Origin of the sequence: Salinimicrobium terrae DSM 17865, from assembly GCF_000424665.1 — a bacterium.
Taxonomy (GTDB): Bacteria; Bacteroidota; Bacteroidia; order Flavobacteriales; family Flavobacteriaceae; genus Salinimicrobium; species Salinimicrobium terrae.
In genome coordinates, this window is record NZ_AUKI01000011.1 from 408,872 (window position 1) to 420,997 (window position 12,126).

The window sequence follows — 12,126 nt, forward strand, 5'->3', positions numbered from 1 at the left end:
TATTACACGGCCTTTAAGCTAAGATCTAAATTGTAAACCGAATGAGTTAAAGCTCCGCTGGAAATAAAATCCACACCACAGTCGGCGTACTTCCTTGCAGTTTCAAGGGTTATTCCCCCGCTGGATTCAGTTTCACAGCGCCTGTTAATTAGGTTAACTGCTTCACGGGTTTCATCGTAGTTAAAGTTGTCCAGTAAAATCCGGTCTACTCCCCCAGCGTTTAAAATTTGCTTTATTTCATGAATATTCCTCGCCTCCACGATAATCTTTAAATTAAGGTTTTGATCAGAAAGATATTTTTGTGTTTTGCCTATTGCTTTTTCTATGCCGCCGGCAAAATCTATATGATTGTCTTTAAGCATGATCATATCGTATAAAGCAAAACGATGATTCTCCCCGCCTCCAATCTTCACAGCCCATTTTTCTAAAGCACGAATTCCGGGAGTTGTTTTCCTTGTATCCAGGATTTTGGTGTGGGTACCTTCAAGTTTTTCAGCAAAAGTTCTGGTTTTAGTGGCTATCGCACTCATACGCTGCATACCGTTTAGGACGAGCCTTTCCGCTTTAAGAATAGAGTGGGAAGCTCCTTCTACATAAAAAACAATATCCCGTGGTTTAATGCGGCTGCCGTCCTGGATCTGGACGTCCACCTTCATTTCGGGGTCCACTTTTTCGAAAACCCTTCGTACAAAATCAACACCTGCAAGAATACCAGTATCCTTAACCAAAAGTTTAGCCCGTCCGCGAGCATTAGCTGGAATGCACGCCAGGGAGCTGTGGTCACCGTCTCCTACGTCTTCTCTTAAAGCATTTTCAATTATTATTTCAATTTCCTTTTCAAATTGTTCTTTTGAAATCATTGCAGTGCCTATTTTTGCTAAAGTTACAAAGTAAACACTTAAAATTAATCATGACCATAAAATTGCTGACTATAGGAAAAACCGATGATGCCAACCTGCATAACCTCATCGATACCTACGTCAACAGGCTTGGACATTATAATAAGTTCGAACTTGAGATCATTCCCGATCTTAAAAAGACAAAAAACCTTTCTGTTGACCAGCAAAAAACTGCGGAAGGAAAGTTGATCCTCGATAAGCTAAATACTTCAGATTTTGTGGTCCTGCTGGATGAAAACGGAAAACAATTCTCTTCGGAAGGCTTTTCCGAGTATATTCAAAAGCGCTTGAACAGCGGGATGAAACAACTCATTTTTGTCATTGGCGGTCCCTATGGTTTTTCGGAAGAAGTTTACTCCCGCGCCGATGGAAAATTATGCCTCTCAATAATGACATTTTCACATCAGATGGTTCGTTTATTCTTTGTTGAGCAGCTGTACCGAGCGTTCACTATTCTTCGGAATGAACCTTACCATCACAAATAAATTACCATGGAACTAGTATTCGCCACCAACAATAAAAATAAATTAAAAGAGGTACAGGCCCTGCTTCCGAAGGAAATTAAACTCCTTTCCCTGAAAGAAATTGGCTGCACAGAAGATATTCCCGAAACAGCACCAACTATTGAAGGAAATGCTATTCAAAAAGCTGATTATGTTAAGGACAAATATGGCTACGACTGTTTTGCCGATGATACCGGGCTTGAGGTAGAAGCTTTAAACGGAGCCCCCGGAGTGTACTCAGCGAGATATGCCGGAGAAGCGAAAAGCAGTGAAGCCAACATCGACAAACTGCTGGTAGAACTGGAAAGCAAAGAAAATCGCAGTGCCCGATTTAAAACGGTAATCGCACTTCACCTTGACGGAAAGCTCCACACCTTCACAGGAATTTGTTCAGGAAATATCATTTTTGAGAGGAAAGGATTACAAGGCTTTGGCTATGATCCTGTCTTTCAACCCGAAGGAAAATCTGTCACATTTGCCGAAATGAGCCTGGAGGAAAAATCTACCATTAGCCATCGTGCCCGGGCAACCCGCCAGCTCATTGACTTCCTGACCAAAATAAGCAGGTAAATATAAATTTAATAAGCTGCTTACAAATCTGTACCTTTGCAACTTATTAGATATGTATGAATAAATTTGAATTATTAGGATTGAATGAGGCCTTATTACAGGCAATTAACGACATGGGATTTGAAACGCCCAGTGAAGTACAGGAAAAAGCAATCCCAATTTTACTGCAGGAGGACACAGATATGGTTGCCCTTGCACAAACCGGAACAGGAAAAACCGCAGCATTTGGTTTTCCACTTATCCAGAAGATTGATGCAAACAACAGAAAGACCCAGGGTCTTATTCTCTCTCCAACCCGGGAGTTATGTTTGCAAATCACCAATGAATTAAAGAATTACTCAAAATATTCGAAAGGCCTTAATACCGTAGCGATCTACGGTGGTGCCAGTATTACCGAGCAGGCTGCACAGATCAAAAAAGGAGCGCAAATTATTGTTGCCACTCCCGGTCGAATGCAGGATATGGTGAACAGAAGGCTGGTCGACATTTCAGCGATCGAGTACTGCATTCTTGATGAGGCAGATGAAATGCTGAACATGGGATTCTATGAAGATATTACCGAAATTCTTTCCCATACTCCAAAAGAGAAAAGCACCTGGCTTTTTTCAGCTACCATGCCTAAAGAAGTTGCGACAATTGCAAAGAAATTTATGCGTACTCCGGTGGAGATCACTGTGGGTACAAAGAACATGGGAACGTCAAGCGTTTCACATGAGTATTTTGTGGTTAATGCCCGTGACCGTTATGCAGCTTTAAAGCGATTGGCAGATGCAAATCCAGATATTTTCTCAGTGATCTTTTGTCGTACCAAAAGAGATACTCAAAAAGTAGCTGAGCAATTAATCGAAGATGGTTATAATGCAGCTGCAATTCATGGTGATTTGAGTCAAAATCAACGTGACCTGGTGATGAAAAGCTTTAGGGCAAGACAGATCCAGATGCTTGTAGCTACAGATGTTGCTGCCCGCGGAATTGATGTTGATGATATCACACACGTGATCAATTACCAGCTTCCCGACGAAATTGAAACCTACACTCATCGTAGCGGTCGTACAGGAAGAGCCGGAAAAAGCGGAGTTTCTATGGTCATTGTTTCTAAAAGTGAGGCAAGAAAGATCAGAGGAATTGAGAAAATCATTGGACAATCCTTCGAAAGAAAAGAAATTCCCGATGGTAGGGAGATCTGTGAAGTACAGCTTTTCCACCTCGCAAATGAAATAAGTAAAACGGAGATCAACCACGAGATCGATCGCTATTTGCCAAGCATCAATGAACTTTTTGAAGGTTTGACAAAAGAAGAATTGCTTAAAAAATTCTTTTCGGTAGAATTTACCCGATTCTTTAATTATTATAACAACGCGCAGGATCTTAATGCAAAAGCATCTAACGAAGTGTATGAAGACGAAGGTGACAGCACCAGATTTTTTATCAACGTTGGGGCAAAAGACGATTTCGACTGGATGAGCCTGAAAGATTTCCTTAAGGCAACACTTGATCTAGGAAGAGACGATGTAAATCGCGTAGAAGTTAAAGACAGCTTCTCATTTTTTAATGTAGACAGTTCAAAAGCTGAAGAAGTTATAAGAATTTTTCAGGATTTTAAACATAACGGGCGTCACATCAATGTAGAGATCACCAAGAAGAGCGCCGGTAAAGAACGCAGTGGCGGCGGGCGCAAAGGCGGTGGAGGATATAAAGGAAAAGATAAAGGAGGTCGTAGTTTTGACAAGTCTTCAAAGGGAACAGACAAAGGCCGCAGAAGGTCTTCAGATTCTCCTGCAAGCGGGAAAAGAAGATCATCTGATGCAGGATCTGGCGGACGCCAGGGAAAGAAGAGCGGAGGCCGCAGCAGCAGCATTGAAAGCTCAATTAAAAGAAGAAGATCAAAAAAGTAGAGCTTAACCTATTTTTGGTACAGTTTTCCCTAGGTACGTGAGTAGCTTAGATCACAAGATGAAAAATTTTTTATTTCCCCTTTTTCTGTTTTTAAGTTTCACGGCTTTTAGCCAGGAACCTACTGTGGTGACAGGGAAAGTTCTTAACGCGGCAAATGATGTACCTATTGAAAATGCCCATATAGTAAACCTTAACCAGGTAATTGGTGCAGTTTCCGATAAAGAAGGAGATTTTGAAATCAAAGCAGAGGTCAATGATACCTTATATTTCTCTTATCTGGGTTTTAAACCCATACAGGTAAGAGTTACGAATGACTGGCTCAAATATGGAGAAGTAAAGGTAAAAATGACCGAATTGGGAATTGCCCTCGAAGAAGTTGTGGTAAGCCCAATTCAATTGACAGGCTATCTGGAAATTGACGCCAGAAACATTCCCATTTATGAAAATTACCGCTACAGTATTTCCGGTCTTAATCAGGGATATGAAGGTGGGGATTACAGTCCCAATGCGGTTTCAAGAGTTTTAGGAGCAGTTTTTAATCCTGCAGATGCACTCTATAATATATTTGGACAACAGCCAAAGCAAATGAAGAAGCTTAGGGAAATGAAACAGGATGACGAGATAAGAAGACTATTGCAGACCAAATTTGACCGGCAAACTTTAATGGCTGTACTAGGGATCAACAGGATGGATATAGATGAAGTACTACGCCGCTGTAATTACTCGACCGACTTTATTAATACCGCCAACGATCTCCAGATCCTCGATGCTATGAGCGGCTGCTATGAAGAATATAAGGTTCTTAACAGGTAAAAGAACTTGAATTAATATACAGCCGGAAGTGAAAATTTCCGGCATTTTTTTATAACTAAATTCCAGATTGAAGTAACTATCTTGAATGTCTCAAAGATGTTTCTTCAACAGATTTCAGCAGAAAAGATTATCTATTTCTCTCGAGGTGATTTTTAAGATTGTAGAGTCCGGCCTCAAAATCTTTACCTAAAGCGCGTTCCATTCCGTAAAAAAGCATAATAACCGATGCGGGGAATTTATGCACTCCTTTAACCCCCCAAACCATCTTAGTGCGTCCAGGCTCCAGCTCCTTTACCGCCATATAGTTTAAGGATAAAGATTTGTAGGGTTTAATAAACAACAATTGGGTTTCAAAAACTTTTCCTTCCTTGACCTTGATAACTTTTTGAATTCCCTCAATATTATTCCTCCCTTTCCAATAAGAAGTCGCACCCACCTTTCCATCTTCGCCTTTGTACTTGATCACCACCTTTGGATCATTCAGGTACCACGGCATCCATAGTGGTTGTTTTTTAAGCTGCCGAATGCAAGCGTAGACTTCGGCTTTTGGACGGTTAATCACTACGGTACGACTAAGGTCATATTCCTTCTTTGCCCAGGCGTGCAAAAACGCGACAAAAGTGATAATTCCAATAATTACATAAAAGAAAAGAGTCATATTCTTCTACTAAGGGGACCTAAATGTAAAATAATTTTATCGTGATGCCTCAAACCGGGCTATAATTTCAGCAGATTTTTTCAAATTCTTTTTCGCCCATTCTATTCGTTTAAAAACTTGTTCTTCTTCTGAAAGCTTCCAGTCTACTTCACTTCTTCTTAATCTCGCTGTAACTTCCTGTAGGATAATTGCTGCGGAAACCGAAATATTTAAACTCTCTGTAAAACCTACCATTGGGATCTGTAAAAATTCATCTGCTTCCTCCAACACTTCTTCGGAAAGTCCTTCGGTTTCAGTACCAAAAAAGAAAGCTGATCTCTCAAAAATGTCAAAATCCTGAAGCATTTTTCCTTTATGAGGAGAAGTCGCCACTATATTGTAGCCTTTTTTTCTAATAGTGTCAATACAATCTCTTGTTGAAGTGTATCGATTAATGTCCACCCACTTCTGAGCGCCCATGGCGATCTCTCTGTCAATTTTTTTAAGATTTACCTCTTCCACTACATGAATATTCTGAATTCCAAAAACGTCGCAACTGCGAATTACCGCACTGGTATTATGAAGTTGATAAACATCCTGGGTTGCTATGGTAAAGTGATTGGTGCGCTGCCCAATAACTTTTTGAAAAAAATCCTTTCTCTTATCAGTAAGAAAGGATTCCAGATAGGTCAACAGTTGAAGGTGCTCTTCCATGGCCGCGAAATTATGAAATCATACCTTAATTTCCCTTTTTTGAGCCGTAATTAAAGTGGCCTTTATTATTGTGATTTCTGAAGAAATCTGCTTATTTTAAAACTCAAATTCAGCAGAAATGAAAAAAGTAGTGGTGCTCACCGGTGCCGGAATAAGTGCAGAAAGTGGAATAAGTACCTTTAGAGATGCCGACGGGCTTTGGGAAGGACATGATGTTATGGAAGTGGCTTCACCCATTGGCTGGGAACGCAACCAGGAATTGGTGCTCGACTTTTACAACAAAAGAAGGCGACAGTTAAAAGGCGTTAAGCCAAACGCTGCTCACAAAGCTTTAAAGGAGCTTGAAGAAAAATATGAAGTACATATCATCACCCAGAATGTTGATGACCTTCATGAAAGGGCCGGCAGTAACAATGTAATTCATTTACATGGAGAATTGAAAAAAGTTCGCAGCACTTTTGATGAGAACCTGGTCCTTGACTGGGAAATTGACTTGAATAAAGGAGATTTTTGCGAGCACAATCACCAGTTGCGACCGCACGTTGTATGGTTTGGGGAGGCCGTGCCCATGATGGAGCCGGCTATGGAAATTACCCGGGAGGCAGATATACTCATGATCATTGGCACCTCCATGCAAGTCTATCCTGCTGCAGGTCTACTGCACTATGCCCCGCAAGATACTCCGGTCTATTTCATAGATCCCAAACCTTCTGTTAAAGAAACCCGACACTTAAAGATCTTTCCTGAAAAGGCTTCCACCGGGGTTCCTAAGGTAGTACGGGATTTACTTGGAAAAGACCAAAAAACTTAAAGAATAAATACTTTTTACGATTGAGCATGAAAATGTATCTTTAGCCCTTAATTTTTAACCGCATTCCATGACCTCTCTTCAGGCAATTTCTCCCATAGATGGCAGATATTCTTCCAAAACCAAACCTTTGGTAGACTATTTTAGTGAACAGGCTCTCATTAAGTACAGAGTAAGGGTAGAAATTGAATATTTCATTGCTTTGGTCGAACACGGATTGCCCCAGTTAAAGGATATTAGCGAATCCAAATTTCAGGATCTCAGGAAGATCTACAACGAGTTCTCAAGCCGTGATGCCCAGGAAATTAAAGAAATAGAAAAAACTACCAATCATGACGTCAAGGCTGTAGAATATTTTATCAAGGATAAATTTGATAATATTGAACTTTCAGAATACAAAGAGTTTATTCATTTTGGTCTTACATCACAGGACATTAACAATACCGCAGTACCTCTAAGTATCAAAGAGGCTATGGAAGAAGTTTATCATCCGGCTTTGGAAGACCTGCTTGAGAAACTTGAACACCTGGCACAGGATTGGAAAGATATCCCAATGCTTGCAAGAACTCATGGACAGCCGGCAACTCCTACCCGCTTAGGAAAAGAAATAAAGGTATTTGTTGTGAGACTGAAAGAACAAATGAAATTTCTTCAGGATATTCCTAACGCAGCTAAATTTGGTGGGGCTACGGGTAATTTCAATGCTCATAAGGTGGCCTATCCCCATATCAACTGGAAAAGCTTCGGAAAAGATTTTGTTCAAGGTTCTCTTGGTCTGCATCATTCTTTTCCCACGACACAGATTGAACATTACGACCACATGGCCTCCCTGTTTGATGCCCTTAAACGCATAAATACTATTATACTGGACCTGGACAAAGATATTTGGTCTTACGTTTCCATGGATTACTTCAAGCAGAAGATCAAAAAAGGGGAAGTAGGCTCATCGGCTATGCCACACAAGGTAAATCCAATTGATTTTGAAAATAGTGAAGGGAATTTAGGCATCGCAAATGCCCTTTTTGAGCACCTTGCCGCCAAATTACCAGTAAGCCGCCTGCAGAGAGATCTAACAGATAGCACAGTTCTACGCACAATTGGGGTACCGTTTGGTCATACCTTGATTGGATTTTCTTCTACTCTTAAAGGTCTGAACAAACTTCTATTGAATGAAGCTAAATTAAATGAAGACCTGGAAAAGAACTGGGCTGTAGTAGCCGAAGCAATTCAGACGATCTTGAGAAGGGAAGGATATCCAAATCCTTATGAAGCTTTGAAAGGCCTCACCCGGACAAATGAAAAAATAAACAAGGACAGCATTTCTCAATTTATAGAACAACTGGATGTTTCCGAAGAAATAAAAGAGGAACTACAACAAATAACTCCGCAAAATTATACCGGAATTTAATAAATGAGGCTGTTTAAAAAACCTATTTTAGCATCATTCTGAATTTATTTCAGCATCTTTTTGTTCTGATTTTCAGAACTATTAGAACCTGAAACGAGTTCAGGTTGACGGCCCTAAGTTTTTAACAGGGGCTACGAAAGATCACTCGCAGAATTATTTATACATTTAAAAAGTAAGAGGCTTCAAAAATGACATTTTTGAAGCCTCTTTTATTACACAAAATATTTCAGGTTCTAATCCAAAAACCCATTTAATTTAGGTAGACCGGCAACGTCTAATTCTCCTTTTTCGAAGGATTTCAGGAGGCGTATTAAAGCTTCAGGATTCATGTCATTTCCTGTAAGACGGGCAATTCCGAAACCTTTTTCATCATCACTTCCAAAAACTATTAATTCATCTATGGCGTCTTCTTCTCCCAGGTAATACAATTCGGCGTTACGATTTCCTCCTCCGTAGCGCATAAGCTGCTTGTATTGATCATCTTTTAAAATGTTTGCTAATCTTTCCTTTTCAGTTTCATAAGTTTCCTTATTATCCTCTTTTAAAGGAAATCCAAGAACATTCACCTTTTTTATAGTTTCCAAAGTGGCTTTCTGCTCAGCATCCAGTGCAGAATTATCACCTGTCAACAGGCTGGCAGGAATATCAAACGCCAGGTACTGGTTGTCGTTTTGATGCTCTACGTAAAATTCCTGCAGGGTTGTTTCATTATCACATGAAACAACCCCGAGGCTTAGTAGCACCAGTATTAAAAGTGCTTTTTTCATATTAGTATGTTTCTACTTTTTCCAACTCCTTACCACCGGGAATCTTGAAATCATTCGCCAGTTTGGATACCTGTGCTAGATTAATTTCCCCGGTTATATTTAGGATTACAGAAACTGGTTTGTTCTTGTCCTCACCTTCCATAAACATGAACAGCTGGTTCACGTAGTCATCATTTTTACCCGGCTTGTAGTAGAACCTAACATTTTTTCCATCTTCAGAAACTCTCATTAGTTCTTCCATGCTACCATTTTTAATATAGGAAGCAACATCTAAAGCCATTTGTTTACGAATATCTTCTCTTGTGGCAGACAGAACTTTCATCTCTTTAAGGTTTTCAATAAGATCGATATATGCCTGAGTTTCGGGATCATCGGCATTAAGGTCAATTTTTGTAAGCAACTTGAACATTTTGCTCGTCACTACTACCGCGTCTACTTCTTTCATGCTCTCGTACTTATCAAAGTTCTGGGCCGTGGAAAGAAAAGGTACTATAAATGCCAGTATGGCTAAGGTTAACTTTTTCATGATTTTGATTTTAGATTATTTGACAATTTTATCTTTAGTGTTATTAAATTCTTCAATGTAACCCAGGTCTTCTGTCCCGGCATTCATATACAGGGACATCATTTCCAGAGCCTCAAAGGTTTTCTGCATAGCAAGTTCTGGATCTTCATAAGTTCCAAAATCACTCACCTGGTCTTCCTGTTGTGCTACTACACCCATGAGAATAACAATGGAAGCTGCTATTGCCACCCAGGAGTATACTTTTCTTTTAGCGGCCGAAAATTTTACCGTTTTAGGAGTAAATGAGATTTCTTTGCTGAAGCGTTCGGTTCTTGCCTGGTCAAAATAACAGAACACCGGAATGTACTGTTGCAGGTGAGGGGCCACTTCCCCAGAGGTGAAGTAATCTTTTAATTTTGCTTCCTCTGGACCGGTAGTCTCGGCCTCAAAGTAGCGGTCGAGTAATTTTTCAATTATTTGCGATTCCATAGCGGTGTCTTTTAATCATTTCTTCTTTTATTTTTTTTCGGGCTCTGCTTAAAGCCACTCGTATAGCTGTTTCATTCATTTGGGTCATTTTAGCGATTTCCTCATACTCATACTGCTCCACTTCCCTTAATTGAATGAGGATCTTTTGTTGCTCGGGCAGGCCCGCAATTATCTTTTGAACCCAGTTAAGATCATCCTGGACCTCAACTTTGTGCTGCAACGAAGATTCTCCACACTCGTAATTGTTGTGAACGATCCTTAGGTTATTGTTCTGTTTCAACTTAAGTTGATCGAGACAGTGATTTTTCGTAACCGTCATGGCAAATGCTTCCAGATTGTTGTAAGAATCGAGCTGCTCATTGCGGCTCCACAGTTTTAACATTACTTCCTGAGTTGCATCCTCTGCCGCCTCTCGAGAAACCAGTAACCGCAAAGCAAGTCTGTACATCTTGTCCTGCACCGGTTTCATAAGGTTTATGAAAGTATGCTGTTTCATTTTGGTTTGGTTGGTCAGGGCTTTTTACTGCCCCTTTCCTTTACGACGGCTATAAATCAGATTTGTTACCGAAAAATCAAAAAAATTTATTTATTCCGATTAAATTTAGGAAGAACAAAGTTGCTAAAGCTATGAAATCTGTCAGAAACCTACTGCTACTCATATTCCTGCTATTCCTTAGCCCGGGTTGTTATAATGATCTTGATGATGTAATTATTCCCGCCAGTGATCTTGAGATCAAAAATTTTCTTTGGCGGGCGATGAATGACATATATCTTTATAAAGCAGATGTTCCTAATCTTGCAGATGATCGCTTTACAACCCAGGCAGAACTCGACGAATTCCTGCAGACATTTTCTTCTCCTGAAAGCCTATTTTACGAAGGACTTGTGGCCGACCATGATGAATTTAGTTTTTTGGTTTCAGACTACAGAGCTTTGGAAAAATCTTTTGACGGTATTAATCTTTCAAACGGAATGCAATACGGAGTCATTGCCTATTCCAAATTATCCCCGGAAGTGTTAGGTTATGTAAGATATGTGCTACCCAATACTTCGGCAGAAGAACAGGGAATTAAAAGGGGAGATTTGTTCAATACTGTCGACGGAATTCAGCTTACACGAGAAAACTATTTCAGACTTCTACAGCCGGCGTCATATACCATAGGTCTGGCAGAAATTATAGACGATAAGATCATATCTACAGGAGAAACTGTAAGCCTGCAAAAAGAAGAATATTCCACAAATCCCGTTTATATTGCCAAGACTTTGGAGATTGCTGGCGGGAAAATAGGCTATCTTATGTATAACGGTTTTACAAGCAGTTTTGATGCTGTTTTAAATGACACCTTTGCTATGTTTAAAGCTGAAGGAGTTACAGATCTTGTCGTTGATTTGAGATATAACAGCGGAGGTTCTGTAGAGACGGCTAATGATTTGGCAAGTATGATCACGGGCCAATTCAATAATAAGGTCTTTAGTAAAGAACAATGGAATGAAGATTACCAAACCCTGCTTGCGAACACAGCACCTGAAAGTCTTATCAACCGTTTTAACGATAAGATCAAAACAGGTGCGGCAATAAATAGCCTCGGCCTCGGCAAGATTTATTTTATTACTACCCTTAGGACAGCATCGGCCAGCGAGCTGTTGATCAACAGCCTAAAACCATATATTGAAGTGGTCCAGGTTGGGGAGAATACAACGGGAAAATTTCAGGCTTCCACTACGCTTTATGACTCATCAAATCTGCGCAGAAGCGGAGCAAATCCCGGTCACACATATGCGGTACAACCTTTGATATACAAAACATTGAACGCTAATAATGTAAGTGATTACTGGAATGGACTGCCGCCTGACTGGGAAATAAGCGAAAATATTAGAAATCTTGGTGTACTGGGTGATGCACAGGAACCCCTGCTGGCGTTGACGTTAAAGCTTATTGAAGGTGAAGCCCCAATGATGAACAGAAATTATAAATCATTTGAAGTGTTAGGAGAAAACCAAATGTACGACCTACTATATCAAAAAATGTACACCAAAGATCAATTACCACTATTCGAACAAAATTTGACTTATTAACAAATATTTTTGATTTTTAATTGCTACTGTTCCAGTTTATC

The 12,126-nt window shown here is 40.0% G+C and carries 14 protein-coding genes; 7 read left to right on the top strand and 7 right to left on the bottom strand.

What is annotated here, in order from left to right:
* Positions 1 to 2: 2 nt before the first annotated feature.
* The gene (gene nadC / locus H148_RS0104485) at positions 3 to 860 is read right to left on the bottom strand and encodes a carboxylating nicotinate-nucleotide diphosphorylase (RefSeq protein WP_029033733.1); all 858 of its coding nucleotides are present in this window, start codon (positions 858 to 860) and stop codon (positions 3 to 5) included.
* A gap of 50 nt (positions 861 to 910) precedes the next feature.
* Between nadC and rlmH the strand changes: the two genes are divergently transcribed.
* The 4 genes from rlmH to H148_RS0104505 are packed head-to-tail and all read left to right on the top strand — an operon-like array spanning position 911 to position 4,681.
* Positions 911 to 1,384 carry a 23S rRNA (pseudouridine(1915)-N(3))-methyltransferase RlmH gene (gene rlmH / locus H148_RS0104490; protein ID WP_029033734.1) on the top strand — a complete coding sequence of 158 codons (474 nt, stop codon included), beginning with the start codon at positions 911 to 913 and terminating at the stop codon, positions 1,382 to 1,384.
* Between the two features lie 6 nt (positions 1,385 to 1,390).
* Entirely contained in the window at positions 1,391 to 1,972 is a 582-nt protein-coding gene (locus tag H148_RS0104495) for a non-canonical purine NTP diphosphatase (protein WP_029033735.1), read from the top strand.
* 56 nt (positions 1,973 to 2,028) lie between these two features.
* Positions 2,029 to 3,867: a DEAD/DEAH box helicase gene (locus tag H148_RS0104500; protein ID WP_029033736.1), complete on the top strand. Its 1,839-nt coding sequence runs from the start codon at positions 2,029 to 2,031 to the stop codon at positions 3,865 to 3,867.
* 58 nt (positions 3,868 to 3,925) lie between these two features.
* A complete protein-coding gene (locus tag H148_RS0104505; protein WP_029033737.1) occupies positions 3,926 to 4,681 on the top strand; it encodes a carboxypeptidase-like regulatory domain-containing protein in 756 nt (251 codons plus the stop codon).
* 127 nt (positions 4,682 to 4,808) lie between these two features.
* On the opposite strand, the gene H148_RS0104510 is transcribed toward H148_RS0104505, so the two are convergent.
* On the bottom strand, positions 4,809 to 5,339 hold the full coding sequence (locus tag H148_RS0104510) for an SRPBCC family protein (RefSeq protein ID WP_029033738.1): 531 nt from the start codon (positions 5,337 to 5,339) through the stop codon (positions 4,809 to 4,811).
* Between the two features lie 36 nt (positions 5,340 to 5,375).
* Positions 5,376 to 6,032, bottom strand: a complete 657-nt coding sequence (locus H148_RS0104515; RefSeq protein WP_029033739.1) for a TrmH family RNA methyltransferase — start codon at positions 6,030 to 6,032, stop codon at positions 5,376 to 5,378.
* Between the two features lie 118 nt (positions 6,033 to 6,150).
* Between H148_RS0104515 and H148_RS0104520 the strand changes: the two genes are divergently transcribed.
* Together H148_RS0104520 and purB are read left to right on the top strand one after the other, a co-directional pair.
* Complete coding sequence (locus H148_RS0104520) at positions 6,151 to 6,843, top strand: SIR2 family NAD-dependent protein deacylase (RefSeq protein ID WP_029033740.1); 693 nt, start codon at positions 6,151 to 6,153, stop codon at positions 6,841 to 6,843.
* A gap of 67 nt (positions 6,844 to 6,910) precedes the next feature.
* On the top strand, positions 6,911 to 8,248 hold the full coding sequence (gene purB / locus H148_RS0104525) for an adenylosuccinate lyase (RefSeq protein WP_029033741.1): 1,338 nt from the start codon (positions 6,911 to 6,913) through the stop codon (positions 8,246 to 8,248).
* Between the two features lie 233 nt (positions 8,249 to 8,481).
* Here the strand turns inward: purB and H148_RS17220 are convergent, their stop codons facing one another.
* Genes H148_RS17220 through H148_RS0104545 form a run of 4 tightly spaced genes read right to left on the bottom strand, consistent with a single transcriptional unit; the run spans position 8,482 to position 10,505 of the window.
* Positions 8,482 to 9,015 (bottom strand): DUF4252 domain-containing protein, encoded by a 534-nt coding sequence (locus tag H148_RS17220; protein ID WP_037324608.1) that lies wholly within the window; start codon positions 9,013 to 9,015, stop codon positions 8,482 to 8,484.
* Between the two features lies 1 nt (position 9,016).
* A complete protein-coding gene (locus H148_RS0104535) occupies positions 9,017 to 9,541 on the bottom strand; it encodes a DUF4252 domain-containing protein (protein ID WP_037324609.1) in 525 nt (174 codons plus the stop codon).
* 15 nt (positions 9,542 to 9,556) lie between these two features.
* The gene (locus H148_RS0104540) at positions 9,557 to 10,009 is read right to left on the bottom strand and encodes a hypothetical protein (protein WP_029033743.1); all 453 of its coding nucleotides are present in this window, start codon (positions 10,007 to 10,009) and stop codon (positions 9,557 to 9,559) included.
* The gene (locus H148_RS0104545) at positions 9,990 to 10,505 is read right to left on the bottom strand and encodes an RNA polymerase sigma factor (protein ID WP_029033744.1); all 516 of its coding nucleotides are present in this window, start codon (positions 10,503 to 10,505) and stop codon (positions 9,990 to 9,992) included. The genes H148_RS0104540 and H148_RS0104545 overlap by 20 nt, the downstream gene beginning before the upstream one ends.
* Positions 10,506 to 10,636: 131 nt before the next feature.
* On the opposite strand from H148_RS0104545, the gene H148_RS0104550 reads away from it, so the two are divergent.
* The gene (locus H148_RS0104550) at positions 10,637 to 12,085 is read left to right on the top strand and encodes a S41 family peptidase (RefSeq protein ID WP_029033745.1); all 1,449 of its coding nucleotides are present in this window, start codon (positions 10,637 to 10,639) and stop codon (positions 12,083 to 12,085) included.
* Positions 12,086 to 12,126: the final 41 nt, after the last annotated feature.